The following is a 23,572-nucleotide window of genomic DNA, read 5'->3' as shown; positions in this document are numbered from 1 at the left end:
GCCGGATGGCGGAAGGTCACTCCGGGGAGAGCCAGAGGGCGCCGAGCGGGGGGACGCGCAGCAGCGCGGAGGCGGGCTGTCCGTGGCACGGCTCCTCGGTGGCCCACACCGCGCCCATGTTGCCGACGCCGCTGCCGCCGTACTCGAACGCGTCGGTGTTCACCACCTCGCGCCAGCGGCCCGTACGGGGCAGGCCCAGGCGGTAGTCCTCATGCGGGACGCCGGCGAAGTTGATCACACAGGCCAGCGGCGTGCCGTCCTCGGCGTACCGCAGGAACGAGATCACGTTGCCGGCGACGTCGTCCGCGTCGATCCAGCTGAACCCCTCCGGCCGGGCGTCCCGCGTCCACAGCGCCTCCGCCTCGCCGTAGGCGCGGTTGAGGTCGCGGACCATCCGCTGCAGGCCCGCGTGGAAGTTGTCCTCGGCCTTGTCGAGCAGCCACCAGTCGAGCGACCGGGACTCGGCCCACTCGGCGCCCTGGCCGAACTCCTGGCCCATGAACAGCAGCTGCTTGCCCGGGTGCGCCCACATGTACGCCAGCAGCGCGCGCAGCCCGGCGAACCGCTGCCACTCGTCGCCCGGCATCTTGCCGAGCAGCGAACCCTTGCCGTGCACGACCTCGTCGTGGGACAGCGGCAGCACGTAGTTCTCCGAGTAGGCGTACACCATGGAGAAGGTGATCTCGTGGTGGTGGTAGCCGCGGAAGATCGGCTCGTGCTTCAGGTAGCCGAGCGTGTCGTGCATCCAGCCCATGTTCCACTTGAAGCCGAACCCCAGCCCGCCCAGGTGCGTCGGCCGGGTCACGCCGGGCCACGCGGTGGACTCCTCGGCGATCGTCATGATGCCGGGGGAGCGCTTGTAGCAGGTGGCGTTCATCTCCTTGAGGAAGTCGATCGCCTCGAGGTTCTCCCGCCCGCCGTAGATGTTCGGCGTCCACTCGCCCTCGCCGCGCGAGTAGTCCAGGTAGATCATCGAGGCGACCGCGTCCACCCGCAGGCCGTCGACGTGGAACTCCTCCAGCCAGTACGAGGCGTTCGCGACGAGGAAGTTGCGCACCTCCGAGCGGCCGAAGTCGAAGATGAACGTGCCCCAGTCCTTCTGCTCGCCCCGGCGCGGGTCGCCGTGCTCGTACAGCGGCGTGCCGTCGAACCGGGCCAGCGCCCACTCGTCCTTGGGAAAGTGGCCCGGCACCCAGTCGACGATCACGCCGATGCCGGCCTGGTGCAGCCGGTCCACCAGATGGCGGAACTCGTCGGGGTCGCCGAACCGGGCGGTCGGCGCGTAGTAGGAGGTCACCTGGTACCCCCACGACCCGCCGAACGGGTGCTCGGAGACCGGCAGGAACTCCACGTGCGTGAAGCCCATGTCGGAGACGTAGTCCACCAGCTCGGTGGCGAGCTCGCGGTAGCCCAGCTCCGACCGCCACGAGCCGAGGTGCACCTCGTACACGCTCATCGGCGAGCGCAGCGGGTCATAGGACTTGCGCCGCGTCATCCACTCGTCGTCCTCCCACGTGTAGCGGGAGGTGAAGACCTTCGAGGCGGTCGCGGGCGGCCGCTCGGCGTACTGCGCCATCGGGTCGGCCTTGCGCCGCCAGATGTGGTCGGCGCCGAGGATCTCGAACTTGTAGTTGGTGCCGTCACCGACGCCGGGCACGAACAGCTCCCACACCCCGGAGGAGCCGAGCGAGCGCATCGGGTGCGCACGGCCGTCCCAGTGGTTGAAGTCGCCGATCACCCGGACGCCGCGGGCGTTCGGCGCCCACACCGCGAACGAGGTGCCCTCGACCGGCCCGAACACCGACCGGTACCGGCGGGTGTGCGCGCCGAGCACCTCCCACAGCTCCTCGTGCCGGCCCTCGCCGATCAGGTGCAGGTCCAGCTCGCCGAGCGTCGGCGCGTGCCGGTACGGGTCGTCCTGGACCAGCTCGGGCCCGTCGTACGTCACCGCGAGGCGGTAGTCGGGCACCGCCACCGGCTCGTCGTCGGACAGCGGGCTGCCGGGCGCCAGGGTGGTGGCGAAGACGCCCGCGTGCACGTGGCGCATCGGCCGGCGTTCACCGTCGGCGAGGACGACCTCCACCTTGCTCGCCAGCGGCCGCAGCGCACGGATGGTCACGCCGTCCGTACCGGGGTGCGCGCCCAGGATCCCGTGGGGGTCGTGATGGTCCCCGCCGATCAGCCGGTCGATCTCGTCGTGGGTGACCCGCGCCATGACGCTCCTTGAACTCTCGCTGCCAACTCGTACCTTCAACGTGCCCGGTGGGTGGAGCGTAATCCTTTTCGATCACGAGATTCGCGCCGCCGTCGATCGCCGATCAGGAGTCCTTCCACTCCTCGCCCTCGTACTGGACGAGGCGGGGGTGCACGAGAGTGTTGACCTGGACGTCGCGGGACCGGCGGTCCTTGGGGAAGACGGACGCGGCCTGCAGCACGGACGCGTCCAGGAACCGCAGCGGCGGGGCGTCCGGCGGCAGCGCCAGCGCGGGCGGCTTCGCGGCGGGCGCGGCGAGGACGAAGCCCCAGTCGCCGAAGCTCGGCACGTCCACGTGGTAGGGGGTGGTCGTGAGGCCCGCGGCGCCGATGGACTTCTCGATGCTGTAGAACGACTTCGGGGCGAAGTAGGGCGAGCCGGACTGGACGACCATCCGGCCGCCGGGTGCGAGGATCCGCTTCACCAGGCCGTAGAACTCGACCGAGTACAGCTTCGCGGTGGGGACGTCGTCCGGGTCCGGCATGTCCACGATGACCGCGTCGAACCGCCGGCTCTGGCCGCGCAGCCAGGTGAACGCGTCGGCCCTGACCGCGGTGGCGCGCGGGTCCTCGAACGAGCGGTGGTTGAGCGACACCAGCGGCTGGTAGGTGCGGGCGAGACGCAGCATCTCCGGGTCGAGCTCGATCAGGGTCGCGCTGCGGACGTCCGGGTAGCGCAGTACCTCGCGCAGCGCCAGGCCGTCGCCGCCGCCGAGGATCAGCACGTTCCCGTGCGGGCCGGACATCAGCGGGTGGACGAGCGACTCGTGGTACCGGTACTCGTCCGCCGAGGAGAACTGAAGGTCCCCGTTCAGGTACAGGCGCAGGTCCGTGGAGCCCGCGAGCGTGACCTTCTCGGTGATCACGATCTCCTGGTACGGGGTGTCCCTCGCCAGCACGATCGGGTCCTGGAACAGTGCCTGCCGCGCGGTCACCTCGATCCGGTCGGCGAGCGCGTAGGTCGTCCCGAGGACGGCCAGGACCGCCACCATGCCGAGCCCGAGCGCGACCCGGGCGACATGGCCGAGCTGCCGCCGGAACAACCACAGCACCACCGCCACGCCGGCGACCGCGTTCACCACGCCGACCAGCAGCGCGCCCTTGATGTGTCCGAACGTCGGCAGCAGGACGAACGGGAACGCGAGCCCGCCGACGAGCGCCCCCACGTAGTCGGCGGCGAACAGGTCGGCGACGGCGCTGCCCGCGTCCTGCTTGCGGATCTTCTGGAGCAGCGTCATCAGCAACGGGATCTCCGCGCCGATCAGCGCGCCGACCGCGAACGCCACCGCCACGAGCGCCGGGACGTACAGGTCCAGCCAGGAGAACGCGGCGTACAGCGCGAGCACCGACAGGCCGCCGACCAGCGCGAGCGCGCCCTCGACCAGCGCGAACGCGGCCGCCGCGTGCCGCCGCAGCGGTTTGGCCAGCAGCGACCCGACACCCATCGCGAAGACCATGACCGACAGCACGATCGACGCCTGCGTGACGGAGTCGCCCACCAGGTAGCTGCCGAGCGCCACCAGCGCCAGCTCGTACACCAGCCCGCACGCCGCGCACGTGAAGACCGCGGCCAGCACGAGCGCCCGCGCCACCCGGGCCGAGGCCCCGAGCCTCCCGGCCGGCGGCGCGTCCGCCTCCGGCACGGACGGCGGCGGCGCGGACCGGTCGAGGTCGCGGGCGGTCAGGAGACCGCCCCGGACACGATCGCGGCGACGGCGATGTCGGCGGCGGCGACCACCCAGCCCGCCGGGTGGACGGCGGCGCCGTCCACCAGCGTCGCGCCGAGCCTGCCAGGCGTGATCAGGGCGAGGAAGTAGAACGCCACGACCATCAGCACGATGCCGATCCCGCCGTAGACCGCGGTGTCGACCAGCCCCCGGCTCAGGTCGTTGTCGCTGGTGACGATCGCGGTGGTGACGATCGCGCCGATGCCGAGCAGCTTGACGCCGAGGAGCAGCGCGGCGCCCTTGTTGGCCTCGGTCCAGATCTGACGGCCGAGCCGGCCGGGTGTCGTCACCTCCACCACCAGGTAGCCGAGTGCCATCAACGCGATGCCGACCGCGCCGTAGGCGAAGGTCGCGCCGATGTCATGGAGGGTGTCGTGCATCGGTTGCTCCTTATTTGCCTGACCCGGGACCGCCGCCGCGGAAGGATGGGATGCCGTGGCTGTTCCAGCCGTTGCTGCCCGGGGCGCTCCAGCGCCTGCCGACGTGGGAGTAGTACCGGTTGTAACCGCCGGCCGGCTTGTCGACGGTGATCCTGCTGCCCGGCCCGTACGGCGTCACGCCGACGACGAGCCTCGGGTAGCGCAGGAAGATGCCGCTCCCCGAGCCGAGCGTCGCCAGGTCGTCGACCCGGTCGATCGCCTTGAACTTGCGGTTGATCGCCGCCGCCACGGCCTGCGGGGGCAGGGACGACCGGTAGGTGTCCGTCCCGACCCGCTGGTACTTCTTCGCGATCCATGACGACGGCGAGCCGCAGCCGGTGAGGGTCACGGCCAGCAGCGCGGTGGCGAGCACGCCGACCACGGCCCGGTACGTCCTGTTCATGCCCCGGGTCCTGTTCATGAAGGTCTCACCAGCCGGCTCCGCGTCATCACGATCTCCCGGGTCTGGGGGTAGGCGTGCCAGGTCCGCCAGCCGATCCCGGACTGCCGCGCGGTGGCGTGCGGCGCCGCCGCATCGAGGGCGATGGCGGTGACGGCGTGCGGGGAGCCGGGGAACGCACCGGTCAGCGCGTCGCCGCGGTCCGCGAGCCGCGCGCACACCGCCTCGATGGCCCGTCCGAACGCCGCGTCGTCGTCGTGCGCGGCGGTCTCCGCGGTGAACGCGTACGTCCAGCCGGGCAGGGCGGTGGCCGCGCTGCCGGGCAACGGCGAGGCTGCGCCCGGCAGGCACGCGACCGTCTCGCTGAGCGGCCCGGCCAGCACCTGGTGGGACGCGCCGAGCAGCCGCAGTTCGACGGTCACGCCGGCGCGCTCGACCGGCAGGACGGCGAGCGCGTCCAGCGGCGGCAGGCCGAGCGCGAACGAGAGACCGTCGGCGCGCGCGTCCTGGTAGGGGGTGTCGAGGACGGCCAGCATTCAGCCGCCACTCGGGTAGATCGTCATCGTGCCGACGGGGACCCGCTCGCCGAGCCCGGCCTCCCACTGGCCGCCGCCGTACTGTTCGAACGACAGGTAGCGGCCGCCCGGGCCCTCGTAGTCGACGTACTCGACGCGGCCCCGGGCCCCGACGCCGGTCGTCCCCTCGCTGGTGTAGTCGGCCGTGCCGTGCTCGTCGCGGCGGTACTCCACGCCCTCGACGGTGACCGTCCTCGCGCCCGGACGCAGGTCGCCGATCTCGTATTCGGTCCAGAAGACGACCTCGAGGTCGGGGTCCTCCTCGACCGACAGCCACACCTTCCGCCCTTCGGCCGTGTCGGCGTCCAGGAGGTGCTCGTTCCAGGTGAAGCCGCCCTCGCGCAGCCGCAGCGAGCCCCGTACGAAGTAGCGGGTGCCGAGGTACTCGACCAGGTCGCCCGCCTTGAGCGTGCGGGGGTCGCCGGCGACGCTGTCCTCGGCGGCGAACGGGTCGCGGGGCACCGCGGGCGGCGGTGCCGGGCGCCGCCGGCCGAGCACCACGATGAGCAGGATCACGAGCGCCACAACCAGGACGATCAGTGCCAGCACGAGCACCAACACGATCCCACTCACGGACATACCTCCATCGGTTCGCCCAAGCCGGGAAGGGCGGAGAACAGCGGATCTTACCGACTGTGGCCGCCCAGGCCCATACCGCGATCAGACGTGATGGGGGAGCATCCGGTTTCATGCGGTGACATCAGAAGTTGATCAGGATTTACGCCGCGAGCCGTACGGTCGCATCCGGCCCATCGTCATCGGCCTTCTCCGGTGGGCGTTGCGACTGTGTGGGGGTTTGGTGTGACCGGACGTGATGCGGAGGCCGCGCGGGTCTTCCAAGCCGCGGCCCGCCTGTTCAAGGCCCCGGCCGACACGTCGGGTACTCGCGCCGTACAGGCCGCGGGGAAGATCCGCGTCTTCCGGTTCTGCGACCGGAACAACCCCGATGACCTGATACCGAACCTCTGGCGGAACGGCACGGAGGCCGACATCCGGCGTGTCACCGGCCTGGCGCGCTTTCCGGAGGGCATGCGGCAGCTCGCCGAACTGCACGTCCAGGGCGTCGACGGCAGGCTGCGGCTCAGCCCCTTCGTCTCCGTAACGAGCGACCCCCAGGTCGCCGGCCGCACCCGGGACGGTCTGCTGAGAGAGATCATCCATACCAGTCCCGAGCGGGCCGAGTTCGACGTGCCCCGCGACCTTCTGTACACGCCCCAGGGCCTGCTGGCGACCGACGCGGCCGAGATGCTGTACCTCGGCAACGATCTCGCCGACCATCTCGTGCGCTGGGAGCCGAACCCGTATCGGCGCCGGTAGGGACGATCCCCGGCAGCGGGACTCCCCGAGGTCCCGCGTGCCGACGACGGACCGGATCAGCGGGTGCGCGACCCCGGGGCCGGTGAGGCGCTCAGCGCGGCGATGGAGCTGAGCGGGATGTGCAGCCACGACGGCCGGTTCCGCGCCTCGTACATGACCTCGTAGACGGCCTTGTCGAACTCGAAGGCGCGGATGATCTCCTCGTGCGCCGCCGGGTCGACGCCGCCCGCCTCGGCGTAGCCGCGGCAGAACGCCGTGCGGTTGCGCTCGGCCCACTCGTGCGCGCGGTACTCCAGCTGGTCCGGGTTGCCCGAGACCGCCTTGGCGTTCACCAGCAGGTGCCGGGCCGCGTAGTCGTAGGAGCGGAGCATGCCCGCGACGTCGCGCAGCGGGTGCGCCGGCCGCCGGCGTTCCTCCAGCGGCTTGGCCGGCTCACCTTCGAAGTCGAGCAGCATCCAGCCCATCTCGGTCCGCATGACCTGGCCGAGGTGGAAGTCGCCGTGGACCCGCTGGACCATGAGGGGTTCGTCGACCGTGGCGAAGGCGTCGAACGCCTCGCTGAGCCGCCCGGCGTACGGGACGAGCTGGGGGACCGCGGCGCAGGCCTCGTTGAGCCGGGCGTGCATCTGCCGGGCCAGCTCCCGCACCTCCGCGGAGGCCATGACGCCGGTGCCGAAGGCGGTGGCCAGGTCGCGGTGGACCTCGGCGGTGGCGGCGCCGAGGCGTTCGGACTCGGCCGCGAAGTCGCCGCCGACCTCGTCGGCGTGCAGGTCGGCCTCGGCGTACAGGTCGCGCACGCTCGTGCCGGCGAGCTGCCAGCCGTCGGTGCCGGTCCGCAGGAACTCCGACAGCATCGCGAGCGTGGAGACGGTGCCGTCCAGCTCGCAGGAGATCCATCCGTGGAGCGCGGGCACGTGCTTGCTGCCCGCGCCCATCAGGCCGCGGCTGAGCTCCAGGTCGGGGTTGATGCCGGCGGTCAGCCGCCGGAACAGCTTGCAGATGTAGAGGTCGCCGTAGATGAGCGAGGTGTTGCTCTGCTCGGCGGGGCTGGCGAGGCTGTCGAGGTCGGTCTCCAGGCCGGAGATCGACCGGAAGGCCAGCGGCCCCGCGTCGGAGCAGTCGGCCATCTTCTCCAGGAGCACGCGGGTCAGCTCGGGGTCGTGCACGGCGTCATAGACGTGCACGCCGTCGATGCGCCCGATCTCGGCGTACTCCAGCCGTCCGGGTAGCTCGCGGCGGAGGCCGACCGGTACCTGGTAACGGTCGACCTGCTCACCCTGGCGTACGGCGATCACTACATGGCGTAGCGACGGATCGCCGGAGACCAGCTCCGTTTCGAACACGACCGAGACGTCGTCGATCCCTCGGTCCTTGCCCGCGAACCACCGCTGGCGCGGAAGCCAGTCCGCGATCAGATCGTCGAGTCGTTCGGTCAGCCGCACTGGCTACGTCACCTCGCCCGTTCCTCCTGCCTGGGCCACATGGCTATTCGCCACCACCTCCGTGGTTCGCCGGCAGGAGGAACCAGTAGAAACCGTGTCCTGGAAGTGTCAGGAGATATGGCAATTCCCCGATTGGGGGGAATTGAACACCACCCATGCACTCGACCGGGTTGACGCCCTCGAAGCGCCGCAGGTCGAGCTCCACGGGTTGGGGGAACCGTGACAGGTTGTTCACACAAAGTACGCGATCCGCGCCGAACTCCCTAACGAAGGCCAGGACGCTCGGGTTGGACGCGGACAGCTCCGTGTAGTCGCCGACCCCGAACACGGGGTGGCGCTTGCGGATCTCGATCATCTTGCGCGTCCAGTGCAGCAGCGAACCCGGGTTGTTCTGCTGCGACTCGACATTGATCGCCTGGTACCCGTAGATCGGGTCCATGATCGTCGGGAGGTAGAGGCGGCCCGGGTCGCACTTGGAGAAGCCCGCGTTGCGGTCCGGGGTCCACTGCATCGGGGTACGGACCGCGTCGCGGTCGCCGAGCCAGATGTTGTCGCCCATCCCGATCTCGTCGCCGTAGTACAGCACCGGCGATCCGGGCAGCGACAGCAGCAGCGCGGTGAACAGCTCCAGCTGGTTGCGGTCGTTGTCGAGGAGCGGGGCCAGCCGCCGGCGGATGCCGATGTTGGCCTTCATCCTCGGGTCCTTGGCGTACTCGGAGTACATGTAGTCGCGCTCTTCGTCCGTCACCATCTCGAGCGTCAGCTCGTCGTGGTTGCGGAGGAAGATGCCCCACTGGGCGTTCTCGGGGATCTTCGGCGTCTGGGCCATGATCTCCGAGATCGGGTAGCGCTGCTCCCGGCGTACCGCCATGAAGATCCGCGGCATGACCGGGAAGTGGAACGCCATGTGGCATTCGTCACCCCCGGTCGCGGGGTCGCCGAGGTACTCCACGACGTCCGCCGGCCACTGGTTGGCCTCGGCCAGCATCACCCGGTCGGGGTAGAGCCGGTCGATCTCGGCGCGAACCTTCTTCAGGTAGTCGTGCGTCTCCTTGAGGTTCTCGCAGTTGGTGCCCTCGCGCTCGAACAGGTAGGGAACCGCGTCGAGACGGAAGCCGTCGATGCCGAGGTCCAGCCAGAAGCGCAGGACCTCCAGCATCGCCTCCTGCACGTCCGGGTTGTCGAAGTTGAGGTCCGGCTGGTGGCTGAAGAACCGGTGCCAGTAGTACTGCTCGCGCACCGGGTCCCAGGTCCAGTTGGAGGTCTCGGTGTCGACGAAGATGATCCGCGCGTCGGCGTACCCGGTGTTGTCGTCGGACCAGACGTAGAAGTCACCGAACGGCCCGTCCGGGTCCTCCTGGGACGCCTTGAACCACGGGTGCTGGTCGCTGGTGTGGTTCATCACGAGATCGGCGATGACGCGGATGCCGCGCTTGTGGGCCTCGTCCACCAGCTCCACGAAGTCACCGAGGTCGCCGAACTCCGGCAGGATCTTCATGAAGTCGCTGATGTCGTACCCGCCGTCGCGCAGCGGCGACTCGTAGATGGGCAGCAGCCAGATGCAGTCGATGCCGAGCCAGACCAGATAGTCGAGCTTCTCGGTGAGGCCCTTGATGTCGCCGGTGCCATCGCCGGTCGAATCGTAGAAGCCGCGGATCAGCACCTCGTAGAAGACCGCGTTCTTGTACCAGTGCGGCTCGTTCGGCGTCTCGCGCGTGAACGTGTCCGGAACCGGCTCTACGGTGCCGCCTCCGAGCAGGGGATCGATCTGGGTCAACTCTCGCCTCTCGAAACCGTGAAGATGTGTGCGGACTGGGTGTGCGGGTCGAGGCGCACGTAGTTCGATTGCCGCCAGGTATAAGACCCGCCAGACAATTCGTCTCTGACGACGAACTCCTCCGGCCAGTCCAGACCGAGCGCGGGCATGTCGAGGTGGACGGTCGCCTCGCGAACCTGATGTGGATTGAGGTTGACGACGACCAGCACGACGTCCCCGAGGTCCGCGGCGTTCCCGTCGGTCGGAGGCACGCGTTTGGAGAAACAGATCAGCTCAGGCTGGTCGACGTTATGGAATCGTAGATTACGCAGCCTGCGCAGTGCGGGGTGTGCTCTTCGCAAAGAGTTGAGGGTCGAGATGAGTGGCGCGAGGCTTCGGCCCTCGCGCTCGGCCGCCTCCCAGTCGCGCGGCCGGAATTGGTATTTCTCCGAATCGCGGTACTCCTCGCTGCCCGGTCGCACCGGGGTGTTCTCGAACAGCTCGTAACCGGAGTAGACGCCCCACGTCGGGGACAGCATCGAGGCCAGCACGGCCCGCACCGCGAACGCGGGCGGCCCGCCGTGCTGGAGGTACTCGTGGAGGATGTCCGGCGTGTTGACGAAGAAGTTCGGCCGCATGTACGCGGCCGCGGGGCCGGACAGCTCGTGGAGGTACTCCTCCAGCTCCTGGCTGCTGTTGCGCCAGGTGAAGTATGTGTAGGACTGGTGGAAACCGATCTTGGCGAGCGTGTGCATCATCGCCGGCCGGGTGAACGCCTCGGCCAGGAACAGCACGTCGGGGTCGGTCTCGGCGATGCTCGCGAGGAGCCGTTCCCAGAACGCCACCGGCTTGGTGTGCGGATTGTCCACCCGGAAGATCCGCACGCCGTGGTCCATCCACAGCCGTACGACCCGCTCGACCTCGGCGTAGATGCCCTCGGGGTCGTTGTCGAAGTTGAGCGGATAGATGTCCTGGTACTTCTTCGGCGGGTTCTCGGCGTAGGCGATCGACCCGTCGGCGCGCGTGGTGAACCACTCGGGGTGCTCCTTGACCCACGGGTGGTCCGGCGAGCACTGCAGCGCCAGGTCCAGTGCCACCTCCATGCCGAGGTTCTTGGCATAGTCGACGAACGCGTCGAAGTCGGCGAACCCGCCCAGCTGCGGGTGGATCGCGTCGTGCCCGCCGTCCTCGGACCCGATCGCCCACGGCGATCCGGGGTCGTGCGGCTCGGCGTGCAGCGTGTTGTTCGGGCCCTTGCGGAACTGCGAGCCGATCGGGTGGATCGGCGGCAGGTAGACCACGTCGAAGCCCATCTCGGCGATCGCCGGGAGCCGCTTCATCGCGCTTCGGAACGTTCCCGACTGCGGCGCGCGGCGGCCCATCGGGTCGTACGAGGCGCCCTCTGAGCGGGGGAACATCTCGTACCAGGAGCCGTACAGGGCGCGCTCGCGCTGGACGAGCAGCGGCTGCCACTCGGTCACCGTCACGTGCTCGCGCAGCGGGTGCCGCTCCACCAGCGCGTGGATCTCCGCCGTGTCGGCCGCCTCGAAGCGCATGAGCGGCGGGATGGCGGTCTCGCGCAGCGCGCGGACCACGCTCGTGACCGCCGCACGCTCGGCCCGCGGCACCTCACGGGCGAGCCGCTCGAACAGCCGGGCGCCCTCCTCGAGCATCAGCTCGGTGTCCTGGCCGCGCGGGATCTTGATGCCCGCGTCGTGCCACCAGTGCGCGATCGGGTCGCCCCACGCCTCGACCCGGAAGTGCCACGTCCCGGTCGAGGAGGGCGTGACCTCCGCGGCGTACCGGTCGGTGCCCGGAGTGACCTCGTGCATGAGGGCCGGCGGTCCGGCGTGGCCCTCGGGATCGCGCAGCACGACGCCCGCGCCCAGCATCTCGTGCCCCTCGCGGAACACCGTGGCGCTCACCGTGAAGGTCTCGTGGGGGACGGCCCTGGCCGGCCAGCGACCGCAGTCGACCACGGGCTGCACGTCGAGAATGGGAATTCGTCCGATCATCGCAGGCGAGCGTACCGACGTGGAGGCGGGATCAACCTCGTCTTCCGAAATAAATGATCTTTCTTGACCACGGGTGGCGCCGTGCGGTACGGGGGTGCTCGGCGAGGGCTCGCGCATATGGACTCCGTTGCCAATCTCCCGCGACTGAAACAGGAGAATTGTCGGTTTTCATGATCGGGGAGGATCTCGGCACGTCGGCGTACCGGGAGGGGATCCCAGGGGGAGGTCTGCGCGGCCAGATCCGGTGGTTGTGCCTTGTCTCGATGGTAAGGCGATGGCGTGACCGGCCCGTACGGCGCGAGCGTGCCGGGCGGGGTGTGCCGCGCACGCGAACGGCTCGCCGAGGATCGGCCCGGCGGCCCTTCGGTCAATGGTGACATCACCCGGCGGACTTCGCACTTCGCCGCGTCCGGCGTACGGAGGCGGCAAACATAGATCCAAGGATGTGGGCCGCTGTGCGGGTTTGGGTCGCGAGCACTGCCCGTTACCGATTAGTGTCGCGCCACGTGAAGGCCATCCGGAGATTCACCGTACGCACGGTCCTGCCCGAGCCGCTCCAGCCGCTCGAGGAGCTTGTCCTCAACCTGCGCTGGTCGTGGCATCCAGAGACGCTCGAGCTCTTTCAGTCGGTCGATCCGGAGCTCTGGGAGGCGACTCGCCATGATCCGATGCGGTTGCTGGGGGAGGTCTCGGCCGAACGCCTGGACGCTCTCACCGGCGACCGGCGTTTCCTGCGCGCGCTCGGCGACGCCGTCGAGGAACTGCGCGAGTACGTCACCGCCCCGCGCTGGTACCAGGGGCTGTCCGACGTTCCGGCGGCCATCGCCTACTTCTCCCCGGAGTACGGCATCGCGGCGGCCCTGCCGCAGTACTCCGGCGGTCTCGGCATCCTCGCCGGCGACCACCTGAAGACCGCGAGCGACCTCGGCGTGCCGATCATCGGTGTCGGCCTGCTGTACCGCCACGGGTACTTCTCCCAGTCGCTGTCGGCCGAGGGCTGGCAGCAGGAGCACTACCCGCCGATCGACCCCGACGGCCTGCCGCTGACGCTGCTGCGCGAGCAGGACGGCACGCCCGTGCGGGTCGCCGTCGGCCTGCCGGACGGCGACCGGCTGAACGCCCAGGTCTGGATCGCGAGCGTCGGCCGCGTGCCGCTGCTCCTCCTCGACTCCAACGTCGAGGAGAACTCCCCCGCGTCGCGCGACGTCACCGACCGGTTGTACGGCGGTGGAACGGACCATCGGCTTTTGCAGGAGATGCTCCTCGGCATCGGCGGCGTCCGCGCGATCCGCCAGTTCTGCCGCGTCACCGGGCACGCCGCCCCCGAGGTCTTCCACACCAACGAGGGCCACGCCGGGTTCCTCGGCCTCGAGCGCATCCGCGAGTACATCGACGAGCAGGGCCTCACCCTCGACGAGGCACTGGAGGCCGCGCGCGGCGGCACGGTGTTCACCACCCACACGCCCGTCCCGGCCGGCATCGACCGGTTCCCCCGTGAGCTGATCAAGAAGTACTTCGGCACCGACAACGAGGCGTCCTCCATCCCCAGCGAGCGCATCCTCGCCCTCGGCGCGGAGACGTACGAGGAGGGCGACCCCGACGTCTTCAACATGGCCGTCATGGGCATGCGCCTCGCGCAGCGCGTGAACGGCGTGTCGGTGCTGCACGGCGCCGTCAGCCGGGAGATGTTCGGCGGGCTGTGGCCGGGCTTCGACACCGAAGAGGTGCCGATCGGCTCCATCACCAACGGCGTGCACGCCGAGACCTGGGTCGCGCCCGAGATGGTGGACCTCGCCCGGCGGCAGCTGACCGGCGTCGTCGAGGACGGCGAGGGCTGGGACGCGGTCGCCCGGGTCCCCGAGGCGGAGATCTGGCGCATCCGCCGGACGCTCCGCGAGCGCCTCGTGCTCGACGCCCGGCGGCGGCTGCGCGAGTCGTGGCTGCAGCGCGGCGCGAGCGACGCCGAGCTCACCTGGATCGACGACGTCCTCGACCCCGACGTGCTGACCTTCGGGTTCGCCCGCCGCGTGCCGTCGTACAAGCGGCTGACCCTGATGCTGCGCGACCCGGAGCGGCTCAAGTCGATCCTGCTCGACCCCGAGCGTCCGGTGCAGATCATCATCGCGGGCAAGGCCCACCCGGCCGACGAGGGCGGCAAGCGGCTCATCCAGGACATCGTCCGGTTCACCGACGACCCGGCCGTACGCCACCGCATCGTGTTCCTGCCCGACTACGACATGGCGCTCGGCCAGTCCCTGGTCCAGGGCTGCGACGTGTGGATGAACAACCCGCTGCGGCCGCTGGAGGCGTGCGGCACGTCGGGTATGAAGGCGGCGCTGAACGGCGGGCTCAACCTGTCGATCCGCGACGGCTGGTGGGATGAGTGGTTCGACGGCAACAACGGCTGGGCCATCCCCTCGGCCGACCGCGCCGCCGACCCGGACCGCCGCGACGACGTCGAGGCGAACGCCCTGTACGAGCTGATCGAGGACCACGTCGCGGCGCTGTTCTACGACCGGACCACCGACGGCCAGCCGCGTCGCTGGCTGGAGATGGTCAAGCACACGCTGACCACGCTCGGCCCGAAGGTCCTCGCCGGGCGCATGCTCCGCGACTACGTCCGGGACCTGTACGCCCCGGCCGCCGTCTCGGGCCGGCTGCTGGCCGCCGACGAGCACGTGGCGGCAAAGTCCGTGGCCGCCTGGAAGCTGCGGGTGGCCAAGCTCTGGCCGGGCGTCACGGTCGAGCACGTGGAGTCCAGCGGCGCGGCGCAGAGCCCGCAGCTGGGCGGCACGCTCACCGTGCGCGCGACGGTGGAGCTCGGCGGCCTGGAGCCGTCGGACGTCGCCGTGGAGGTCGTGTACGGCCGTGTCGGGGAGACCGACACGCTCGTCGACCCGTCGTACGTCGAGCTGACGCAGGTGGAGAACATCGAGGGCGGCCGGCTGCGCTACGCCGGTGACGTCACCCTCGACCGCGCCGGAGCGTTCGGCTACAGCGTGCGAGTGGTGCCCAAGCACGAGCTGTTCGCCTCCCGCGCCGAGATGGGCCTGGTGGCCCTGCCGCCGGCCCCGACCGGGATGACCAACGGCGACCTGCGCTGAAAGAACGCCCGGAACCCTCGGCTGAGGGTTCCGGGCGTTTCTCTGTTCCTCGTCAGCGGCCACGGAAGGCGCCGCCGTTGACGTGGATCACCTGGGCGGTGATGTTGCCGGCCTCCGGCGAGGCCAGGAAGGCGACCGTGTCGGCGACGTCCTCGGGGCGGCCGGGACGGCCGTTGGCCGTCTGGTCGATCAGCCAGGCCCGGCGTTCGGTCCCCGGACCGCCTGCGCCGAAGAACTCGGTGTCCTCGATGTAGCCCGGGGCGATGGCGTTCACCGTGACGCCCCGGCCGCCGAGCTCGAAGGCCAGGTCGCCGGTCCAGGTGTGCAGCGCGGCCTTGGCCGCCCCGTACGCCCCACCGCCGCCGCTACCGCGCGCTCCCGCGATCGAGCCGATCGAGATCACGCGGCCGCCGGCGGCCAGCCGCGGCGTCAGCGCGCTCGTCGTCAGGACCGCGCTGATCAGGTTGCTCTCGAGTTGAGCGGCCCACAGGTCGCGCAGCCCGGCCAGGTCGCCCTCGGCGGGCGCGGGCCGGTGCCGGGCGATGTTACCGCCCGCGTTGTTGACCAGGACGTCCACCTGGCCGGGCAGGTCGGGCAGGGCGGCCTCGATCGCCGCGACGTCGGAGGCGTCGAAGGCGACCGCGCGGACGCCCAGTTCCTCGGCGGTCTGCTCGAGCACCTGCTTGCGCCGCCCGGTGATCACGACGTCCAGTCCGTCGGCGGCGAGCCGCCGCGCGACCGCGCGGCCGATGCCCGTACCGCCCCCGGTGACGATTGCCGTGCGTGGCATGACACTCCTTGTTTAGGTCTAAACAGCGTGCTCTACGCTAGGTCGGCATGACGCCACCACGCAACCCGGACGGAGCGGAGCGGATCCAGCTCGCCTGGACGCGCGAGCGCCCCGGCACGCCGGTCGAGTCGATCGGCGTGATCACCCGGATCTGGCATGCCGGCAAGCTCCTGGCCGACGACCGGCGCCGTACGCTCGCGCGGCTCGGCATCGACGCCGCCACTCTGGACCTGCTGTCCACGCTGCGCCGACACGGCGCGCCGTACCGGATGACGCCGGCGGAGCTCAAGGAGGCCTGCCTGGTCAGCGCGGGGGCGATCAGCCAGCGCGTCGCCCGCGCCGAGACCTCCGGCCTCGTACGGGCCCACCGCAGCAGCGGAGGGCGGACGAGCGCGGTCGAACTGACCGCGGAGGGTCACGCGCTGATCGAGGGGAGCGTCGACGAGCTGCTCCGCCACGAGCAGGCCCTGGTCGAGCACCTGACGCCCGCCCAGCGCGAGCAGCTCGCCGAACTGCTCCGGGCTCTTCTCGACGGCCTGGTCGCACGGCTCGCCGATCCGAGGACGGCGGAGCGCCCGCCGTCCTCGGGGGCCGGCTGACGAGGCTTCATCGCGGAGAGGCTCGACCGGCCCTACTCGTCGGCGTGGGCGTGGTTGGCCCGGTCGATCTCGGCCATGTGCTCCTCGGCCCAGGCCCGGACGGTGGCGAGCGCGACCTCCAGCGACAGGCCCAGGTCGGTGAGCCGGTAGTGGACCCTCGGCGGCACGGTCGGCTCCACCCGCCGGGCCACCAGGCCGTCGCGGGTCAGGCTCTGCAACGTCGCGGACAGCATCTTCTGCGAGACGCCGGGCATCCGCCGCCGGAGTTCGGCGAAGCGCACCTCGTCCGGGGAGGCCTCCGCGAGGACCTTGACGGCCATGGACGTCCACTTCGTGCCGATGCGGTCCAGCAGGCGGCGGGTCGGGCACGCGGGGTCGAAGAGGTCGCCCCGCGCCCCCTTCGCCGTGCGGGCCGGAGAGGTACGGGCGGGTGAGGAGGTCACCTGCGGCTCACCACCTGTCGCGAAAGTGCGGTCTTGGCCACGCGGTAGAGGTTACCTAACCTTTCCTGGTCACCATCGGTTACCACTGCACCAGGGAGACCTCATGCCCGGCACAGCTCATCCGCCCGTCTCCGGCCACCCCGCGATCTCCCTGCGACGGGTGGCGGCCAACGGCATCGAGATCAACGTGGCGGTCGCCGGGAACGGACCCGCCGTCCTGCTGCTCCACGGCTTCCCGCACACCTGGCGGCTGTGGACCGAGGTCCTCCCCGGGCTCGCCCGGCACCACCGCGTCATCGCCCCGGACCTGCGCGGACTCGGCGCGACCACGAGAGCGGCGGACGGCTACGACGCCGGGACCCTGGCCACCGACGCCGAAGAACTCCTCACCGCTCTCGGCGAACCGTCGGCGGCGGTCGTCGGCATCGACGCCGGCGCCCCGCCCGCGTTCCTGCTCGCGATGCGGCGCCCCGAACGCGTACGGCGACTGGTGCTCATGGAGTCGTCGCTGGGCCCGTTGCCCGGCGCCGAGGACTTCCTCGCCGGCGGGCCGCCGTGGTGGTTCGGCTTCCACGCGGTTCCCGGCCTCGCCGAGACGGTCCTGGCCGGGCACGAGGCGGAGTACATCGACTGGTTCCTCACGGCCGGCACCCGCGGCCGCGGTGTGCCACGCGAGATCCGGGACGCCTTCATCGGCGCGTACACCGGGTCCGAGGCCCTGCGCTGCGCCTTCTCCTACTACCGGGCCGCCCCGGCGAACGCACGCCAGATCCAGGACGCCGCCGGCGCCCACCGGCTCACCGTGCCCACGATGGCGATCGGAGCCCACCCCGTCGGCGCCGCCCTCGAACGGCAGCTGCGGCCCGTCGCCGACGACCTCACCGGCCATCTCATCGAGGACTGCGGCCACATCATCCCGCTGGACCGCCCCGACGCCCTGCTACCGCTGCTGACGCCCTTCCTCGGTGCGCGCTGAAGTGACGCATGTCACGCCGGGTGGTGTCTTGTGGGCATGACCGAACACGACACACGCCACAAGCGGAACCGGCGACGCGACGGTCGACTACGGCACGCTGCTCGGCGACGGCATCGCGTTGGTCGTCGACGGCGCCACGCGCATCGACACCTCCGCCAGGACGGTAGAGCTGGCGTCGGGCCGCGCGCTGGACTACGACCACGTCATCTACGCGGTCGGCAGCAGCGCGGCGATACCGTCGTCGGTGTCCGGGGCGGCCGAGTTCGCCCTCCCCATCGCTGAGTTCGAGCCCGCGCAGCGGCTGCGCGCCAGGCTGGGGGAGTCGCCGCTCGATGCTCCGGTCACCGTGGTCGGCGGCGGGCCGACCGGCATCGAGACGGCCGCCGAACTGGCCGAACAAGGACGCACGGTCACGCTGGTGTGCGGCGGCACCCTGATGCCGTCACTGAGCACGCCGGGTCGCCGGTACGTCGCCAAGTGGTTGACCCGGCACGGTGTCACCGTGCGCGAGGGCGACGTGGTGACCGAGGTCCGGCCGGACTCGGTCGTCTTCGCCGATGGTGCGGTGCGTCCCAGCGCACTCACCATCTGGACGACGGGTTTCGGCGTGCCGGACCTGGCGGCGCGAGCGGGCTGCGGACCGACGCGCTCGGCCGGCTGCTCACCGACGAGACGCTGACCAGCGTCGACGACGAACGTATCGTCGCGGCCGGCGACGCCGCCGCACCGTCGGGTCAGGCGGTGCGGATGAGCTGCCAGGCCGCCGGGCCGCTCGGGGCGCAGGCCGCCGACACCGTGCTGAGCCACATCGCGGGGACCGAACCCGCGCCGATCGACCTGGCCCTCACCGGGACGTGCATCAGCCTCGGCCGGCGCGTCGGCGTCCGGCAGCTCGCCCGCAAGGACGACGCCGTGGTGAACCTCTACATCGGCGGCCGCGTGGGCGCGAGGGTCAAGGAGATGACCTGCAGGCTCGGCGTGGTGAAGATCCGCCGCGAGGCCCGCAAGCCGGGTTCCCTGGTCTGGCTCAAGGGCGGCCCGAGGCCCGAGCAGCCGGTCTCCGCCGCGCGGGTGGTCACCTCCGAATGACGGCCGACGAGCACGCCGAACGGTTCACCCTGCTGCGGCCGCTGCTGTTCACGATCGTCTACGAGATCCTCGGCTCGGCGACCGAGTCCGACGACGTGCTGCAGGACAGCTATCTGCGGTGGGCCGGAGTGGACCTCGCGACGGTGCGGGACACCAAGTCGTATCTGGCGCGGCTGGTGACCCGCCAGGCGCTCAACGCGGTGCGGGCCGGCGCGCGCCGTCGCGAGGACTACATCGGCCCCTGGCTGCCCGAGCCGCTGCTGCTCGACGAGCACGACGCGTCGACCGACGTGGTGCTCGCCGAGTCGGTGTCCATGGCGATGCTCGTGCTGCTCGAAACACTCACCCCCGACGAACGAGCGGTGTTCGTGCTGCGCGAGGTGTTCGCCTTCGACCACGACGACATCGCCGCAGCGGTGGGTGAATCCGTGGCCGCAGTGCGCCAGGTGGCGCACCGCGCCCGCGCACACGTGCAGGCGCGCCGTAAACGCTTCGAGCCCGTCGACGCGGCGCAGATCACGCGGCTCACCGAGCAGTTCATGGCGGCCGCGGCCACCGGTGACACGGACGGGCTGCTCTCGCTGCTCGCGCCGGACGCCACCTGGACCGCCGACAGCGGCGGCAAGACCACCGCGTCGCGCCGCCCGGTGGTAGGCGCGGAGAAGGTCGCCGCGCTCCTCATCGACCTCTTCCGCGCGGACCGGAGCATGCCGGACATGCGCATGGAGTTGGTCAACTGCAACAACGCGCCCGCGCTGGCCGCCTACCACGGCGACCACCTCGAAGGCGTCTTCCTGATCGAGATCACCGACGGCGAGATCACCAACTTCTACGCCATCCGCAATCCGGACAAACTCCTCGCGGTGGCGGTCCCGCGTCAGATCAGCCGGTAGGAAGCTCGCGAGTGGCGCTCATTCGGCCTGCTCCGCCTCATCGAGGCCGGACAGGGCCTCGTACGCGGGGCGGAGCACGTCGGTCAGCTCCTTGCGGCGCACCTTGACCTTCGGCGGGTCGAGCAGCTTCAGCAGCAGCCCCGGCGGCATCGGGGGCGCCGGCGGGCGGTCGCGGACCGCGGCCGGGGTCCAGAAGTCGTCCAGGCGCTCGGTGATCGGTGTCTCCTCGATCTCCAGCGGGTCGGCCTCGGCCGCCGCGTCGGCGGAGTCGAGGCGGCGCAGGCTCGCCAGCAGGTCCTCTCGGGTGCGGCCGTTCCACGCGAGGATCAGGAACGGATCGTCGTCGAACGCCTCGGCCAGGAGGTAGAGGACGGCGGCGGTGTGCTTGCAGGGCTCGCCCCAGTCGGGGCAGCTGCACATCAGGTGCATGTCGCCCGAGGCCCCGGGGAACAGCGGGATGCCGAACGCGCCGAAGACGTCCTCGATCTCCGGCGGCATCTCGCCCGCCAGCAGCCGCGCGCGGAAGACCGCCTGCGAGGCCAGCGCCTCCTCGATCGCCGTCCAGGTCGGCTCGTCGATCGCGTCGATGCCGATCGCCACGTCGTACGGCTCGGCCTCCGAGCCCTGCACGCGCGCGGTGACCTCGTACGCGTCCACCTTCAGGTCGATCACCTGGCCCTTGCGGGCGTACGCGCGTCCCCGGCTCAGCCGGCCCTTGTCGGCGAACGACTCCAGCACGTCGATGAAGCGGCGCGACCACCACTCCTCGCCGATCGTGCCGCGTTCGCTGCGGGCGCGCAGCCCGCCCTCGACCGGGCGCGCGGGACCGTACATCGGCATCAGGCGCTCACCGCCTCGGACCCGAGGCGCACGACGTCGCGCAGCTCGGCGACGGACAGCTCGGTGAGCCAGCCCTCGCCGGTGCCGACGATGCGCTCGGCCAGGGCCTTCTTGCGCTCGATCATCTCGTCGACGCGCTCCTCCATGGTGCCCACGCAGATGAACTTGCGGACCTGGACGTTCTTGGTCTGGCCGATGCGGAACGCCCGGTCGGTGGCCTGGTCCTCGACCGCGGGGTTCCACCAGCGGTCGACGTGGATCACGTGGTTGGCGGCGGTGAGGTTCAGCCCGGTGCCGGCGGCCTTGAGCGACAGCAGGAAGACGGAGGGCTCGGCGTCCTGCTGGAACCGGCGGATCAATTCGTCGCGGCGTTTCTTGGTGGTGCCGCCGTGCAGCCACAGCACCGGCCGGTCGAGCCGTGCCTCCAGGTGGGGCTGGAGCATCGCGCCGAACTCGGAGTACTGAGTGAAGACGAGGGCCTTCTCTCCCTGCTCCACGACCTCGGCGCAGATCTCCTCAAGCCGCTCCAGCTTGCCCGAGCGGCCGGGCAGCCTCGAGCCGTCCTTCAGCAGGTGGGCGGGGTGGTTGCAGACCTGTTTGAGCTTGGCCATGGTCGCCAGGACGAGACCGCGCCGCTCCATGCCCTCGCTGTCCGCGATACGGTCGAGCATGTCCTCGACCGTGGCCTGGTAGAGCGAGGCCTGCTCGGGCGTGAGGTTGCACCAGACCTTGATCTCCTGCTTCTCGGGCAGGTCGGTGATGATCGACTTGTCCGTCTTCAGGCGCCGCAGGATGAACGGGCCGGTTGCTCGGGCGAGCGCCGCCGCGGCCTCCTGGTCGCCGTGCGCCTCGATCGGTGCGGCGAACCGCTCACGGAAGGCCTGCCGCGGCCCGAGCAGCCCCGGGTTGGCGAACTCCATGATCGACCACAGCTCGGTCAGGTGGTTCTCGACGGGGGTGCCGGTGAGCGCGAGCCGCCCGCGCGCGGGAATGCCCCGTACCGCCTGCGCCTGCCGGGTGCCGCTGTTCTTCAGCGCCTGCGCCTCGTCGCAGACCACCCGGTCCCAGTCGATGGCCGACAGGGCCTCGCGGTCGCGGGCGGCCGTGCCGTAGGTGGTGAGGACGAGGTCGGCGTCGCGTACGGCGCGCTCCAGATCCTCCCCGCGATGCCGCCCGACACCGTGGTGGACGTAGACGCGCAGCTTGGGCGTGAACCGCGCCGCCTCCCGCTGCCAGTTGCCGATGAGCGACATCGGCCCGACGAGCAGCGTCGCCCCCGCGGCGGCCGACGTGCGACCACGCTCCAGCAACGCCAGCGTCTGCGCGGTGTTGTGGCAGAACATCCCCGCCGCGACGTAGTTGTGGTGCTCGGGCACTTCGAAGTCGTAGACCCAGCCCTCGTAGTCGACGTCCTCCGCCGACACGACGGTCGCGTAGAACGCCTGCCGGTCCACTCGGTCGTTCAACGTTTCGCGGATGGCGATCAACCTGTCGCGGTCCAGTCGCGCGTACGCGGCGAGTGTCGCGGCAGTCCACCTGCTCTTGGGGAGGGCGGAGTACTCGGCCAGAGCCCGGCCGTCGAGGACTCGGTCCATCGCTCCGACGACAGCCTTTGCCGAGTTCTTGGAAAGCTCCTGGCTGCCGTCGAAGTACACCGGCTTCACGCCGAAATGCCGCATCGGAAGCCCGGTGAGGGTGTGAGCTGCGGACAGCAGATCACTTCCGGGTATGCCTTCGACGTTAGTGTTCGCAGGGAGTTCGCAGATCCTGTCGAGCTTTTCCTGCTTTTCTGGATCGGCGATGCCGATGTACTCGCGGAAGAGCCGAGCGCTCGACCCGCCGATAAGTCCGATGGCGTATGGTCGTTTGGTCCTCGTTCCATTGGTGGCACAGTTCATCCTGATTGAGATGCGCAACCATATGCCGAACCGTCTGAGCATCGTTGCCAGTTGCTGCATCAAGAGCGGGGATGCTGAGGCGATCTCTATAAGGCGGGTCCGAGTACCGACTGATCCCTCGGCGGCGAAATAGTGGCGGAGAAAGAGGCGAAGTGTGTCATCGTCCGCTGAGACGATGAAGTCAGGGATCTTCTTGTGGGCCGCCACGCGGCCCCAGCGGTATCCGAGTTCTTCAAGGAAATAGGCGTACGACTTACTGTGCATTCGCAGCGTCGGACAGGAGTGGTGGGTATCCGGCTCCAGTATTCTCGGTGTGTTCAGCTTGAGATCGAACCGGTGTCCCACCCGGAGTAGGCGCTGATGGAGATCGTCAAGTACCTCGCTCTTTTTCTGGGTGATGCGCAGTACCCAGCCGTCGCCTTCGTACCCCTCGCTGATCTGCCAGGCGAGAAGAATCGTTAGATCCGGGTCGACTGATCGGCCGACGTGGAGAAGGCGCGCCGGTACGCATACGCGGTCGCCGGGCTTGAGATCATTCGTCCAGCCGTCGCGTCCCATTAGCCGATGGCGTCGCGTCACCATGATCGAGCTGCCATCGGAAAGGCTGATGCGGCGGACGGGCTCACGAATGTGCTGCCGATATAGTCGGCATATCTCGGTTTCAACGACCTGACCGTTGCCGTCGAGAGAGTTCGTCGTCAACCGCTGTGTAGGCTGGGCCCACTCGCCCTCTCCATCCGGCTCGATCGGACCGGCGAAGCGGGCCCACATGTCCTTCGCTTTGATCAATGCCCCGTTCGACAAAACAGGCGTTTCTGGTAGCAAACACTTTCCGAGTCCCATGTCGTCCGCAAGCACCGCACCTAGCCCCAAGCTGTCCAAAAAGGACAGCCAGGCCAGGCCGCGTTCCTGGTACGGGCGCAGGGTGCCCTCGAAGCCCTCCGGGGTGGGGATCGGCTCCAGGCGGCGGTCGGCCTCGCCGGACAGCAGGTCGCCCAACGCGCCGTCGGCGTCGATCTCCAGCAGCGGCAGTGTG

Annotated in this window: 19 protein-coding genes and 1 pseudogene; 7 read left to right on the top strand and 13 right to left on the bottom strand. The window is 70.1% G+C overall.

All coding sequences use genetic code 11. The features are described 5' to 3' along the window. Nucleotides 1-16 precede the first annotated feature (16 nt). The 6 genes from glgB to QSK37_RS05565 all read right to left on the bottom strand — a co-directional run bounded on the left by glgB (nt 17) and on the right by QSK37_RS05565 (nt 5,938). Entirely contained in the window at nt 17-2,215 is a 2,199-nt protein-coding gene (gene glgB, locus QSK37_RS05590; protein WP_285618007.1) for a 1,4-alpha-glucan branching protein GlgB, read from the bottom strand. A gap of 103 nt (nt 2,216-2,318) precedes the next feature. Next, nucleotides 2,319-3,896 carry a polyamine aminopropyltransferase gene (locus tag QSK37_RS05585; RefSeq protein WP_285618006.1) on the bottom strand — a complete coding sequence of 526 codons (1,578 nt, stop codon included), beginning with the start codon at nt 3,894-3,896 and terminating at the stop codon, nt 2,319-2,321. 38 nt (nt 3,897-3,934) lie between these two features. Further along, a complete protein-coding gene (locus QSK37_RS05580; protein ID WP_285618003.1) occupies nt 3,935-4,360 on the bottom strand; it encodes a DUF350 domain-containing protein in 426 nt (141 codons plus the stop codon). Nucleotides 4,361-4,370: 10 nt separating this feature from the next. After that, nucleotides 4,371-4,802: a DUF4247 domain-containing protein gene (locus QSK37_RS05575; RefSeq protein ID WP_285618001.1), complete on the bottom strand. Its 432-nt coding sequence runs from the start codon at nt 4,800-4,802 to the stop codon at nt 4,371-4,373. Nucleotides 4,803-4,816: 14 nt separating this feature from the next. After that, nucleotides 4,817-5,335 (bottom strand): DUF2617 family protein, encoded by a 519-nt coding sequence (locus tag QSK37_RS05570; RefSeq protein ID WP_285617999.1) that lies wholly within the window; start codon nt 5,333-5,335, stop codon nt 4,817-4,819. Continuing rightward, on the bottom strand, nt 5,336-5,938 hold the full coding sequence (locus QSK37_RS05565) for a DUF4178 domain-containing protein (RefSeq protein WP_285618887.1): 603 nt from the start codon (nt 5,936-5,938) through the stop codon (nt 5,336-5,338). 237 nt (nt 5,939-6,175) lie between these two features. Here QSK37_RS05565 and QSK37_RS05560 point away from each other — a divergent pair, with 237 nt between their 5' ends. Continuing rightward, nucleotides 6,176-6,691: a hypothetical protein gene (locus tag QSK37_RS05560; RefSeq protein ID WP_285617996.1), complete on the top strand. Its 516-nt coding sequence runs from the start codon at nt 6,176-6,178 to the stop codon at nt 6,689-6,691. A gap of 56 nt (nt 6,692-6,747) precedes the next feature. Here QSK37_RS05560 and QSK37_RS05555 read toward each other — a convergent pair whose 3' ends face one another. The 3 genes from QSK37_RS05555 to QSK37_RS05545 are packed head-to-tail and all read right to left on the bottom strand — an operon-like array spanning nt 6,748 to nt 11,904. Next, complete coding sequence (locus QSK37_RS05555; RefSeq protein WP_285617995.1) at nt 6,748-8,133, bottom strand: maltokinase N-terminal cap-like domain-containing protein; 1,386 nt, start codon at nt 8,131-8,133, stop codon at nt 6,748-6,750. Between the two features lie 43 nt (nt 8,134-8,176). Further along, complete coding sequence (gene treS, locus QSK37_RS05550) at nt 8,177-9,892, bottom strand: maltose alpha-D-glucosyltransferase (protein WP_285571337.1); 1,716 nt, start codon at nt 9,890-9,892, stop codon at nt 8,177-8,179. Nucleotides 9,893-9,906: 14 nt separating this feature from the next. Next, complete coding sequence (locus QSK37_RS05545; protein WP_285617993.1) at nt 9,907-11,904, bottom strand: alpha-1,4-glucan--maltose-1-phosphate maltosyltransferase; 1,998 nt, start codon at nt 11,902-11,904, stop codon at nt 9,907-9,909. A gap of 506 nt (nt 11,905-12,410) precedes the next feature. Between QSK37_RS05545 and glgP the strand changes: the two genes are divergently transcribed. Further along, nucleotides 12,411-15,008 (top strand): alpha-glucan family phosphorylase, encoded by a 2,598-nt coding sequence (gene glgP / locus QSK37_RS05540; protein ID WP_285617992.1) that lies wholly within the window; start codon nt 12,411-12,413, stop codon nt 15,006-15,008. Nucleotides 15,009-15,060: 52 nt separating this feature from the next. Here the strand turns inward: glgP and QSK37_RS05535 are convergent, their stop codons facing one another. Beyond that, nucleotides 15,061-15,798, bottom strand: a complete 738-nt coding sequence (locus tag QSK37_RS05535) for an SDR family NAD(P)-dependent oxidoreductase (RefSeq protein WP_285617990.1) — start codon at nt 15,796-15,798, stop codon at nt 15,061-15,063. 47 nt (nt 15,799-15,845) lie between these two features. On the opposite strand from QSK37_RS05535, the gene QSK37_RS05530 reads away from it, so the two are divergent. After that, entirely contained in the window at nt 15,846-16,397 is a 552-nt protein-coding gene (locus QSK37_RS05530; protein WP_285617988.1) for a MarR family winged helix-turn-helix transcriptional regulator, read from the top strand. 32 nt (nt 16,398-16,429) lie between these two features. Here the strand turns inward: QSK37_RS05530 and QSK37_RS05525 are convergent, their stop codons facing one another. Further along, entirely contained in the window at nt 16,430-16,840 is a 411-nt protein-coding gene (locus QSK37_RS05525; protein WP_285569693.1) for a winged helix-turn-helix transcriptional regulator, read from the bottom strand. 103 nt (nt 16,841-16,943) lie between these two features. Between QSK37_RS05525 and QSK37_RS05520 the strand changes: the two genes are divergently transcribed. The 4 genes from QSK37_RS05520 (at nt 16,944) to sigJ (ending at nt 19,798) form a co-directional block, all read left to right on the top strand. Continuing rightward, nucleotides 16,944-17,816 (top strand): alpha/beta fold hydrolase, encoded by an 873-nt coding sequence (locus tag QSK37_RS05520; RefSeq protein ID WP_285617986.1) that lies wholly within the window; start codon nt 16,944-16,946, stop codon nt 17,814-17,816. Between the two features lie 118 nt (nt 17,817-17,934). After that, nucleotides 17,935-18,495: an FAD-dependent oxidoreductase gene (locus QSK37_RS05515; RefSeq protein ID WP_285617984.1), complete on the top strand. Its 561-nt coding sequence runs from the start codon at nt 17,935-17,937 to the stop codon at nt 18,493-18,495. Nucleotides 18,496-18,563: 68 nt separating this feature from the next. Then, nucleotides 18,564-18,905, top strand: a complete 342-nt coding sequence (locus QSK37_RS05510) for a hypothetical protein (protein WP_285617982.1) — start codon at nt 18,564-18,566, stop codon at nt 18,903-18,905. Further along, on the top strand, nt 18,902-19,798 hold the full coding sequence (gene sigJ / locus QSK37_RS05505; protein WP_285617981.1) for an RNA polymerase sigma factor SigJ: 897 nt from the start codon (nt 18,902-18,904) through the stop codon (nt 19,796-19,798). The genes QSK37_RS05510 and sigJ overlap by 4 nt, the downstream gene beginning before the upstream one ends. An 18-nt stretch (nt 19,799-19,816) precedes the next feature. On the opposite strand, the gene QSK37_RS05500 is transcribed toward sigJ, so the two are convergent. Together QSK37_RS05500 and QSK37_RS05495 are read right to left on the bottom strand one after the other, a co-directional pair. Then, nucleotides 19,817-20,638 carry an SWIM zinc finger family protein gene (locus QSK37_RS05500; protein ID WP_285569679.1) on the bottom strand — a complete coding sequence of 274 codons (822 nt, stop codon included), beginning with the start codon at nt 20,636-20,638 and terminating at the stop codon, nt 19,817-19,819. Further along, a pseudogene (locus QSK37_RS05495) lies at nt 20,638-23,391 on the bottom strand (SNF2-related protein); the annotation flags it as partial. The gene QSK37_RS05500 and the pseudogene QSK37_RS05495, both read right to left, overlap by 1 nt. Nucleotides 23,392-23,572: the final 181 nt, after the last annotated feature.

The sequence above is a fragment of the Actinoallomurus iriomotensis genome (genome assembly GCF_030269445.1).
Taxonomy (GTDB): Bacteria; Actinomycetota; Actinomycetes; order Streptosporangiales; family Streptosporangiaceae; genus Actinoallomurus; species Actinoallomurus iriomotensis.
Note: the sequence above shows the minus strand (reverse complement) of the source record. Positions and strands in the feature narration are given on the sequence as shown.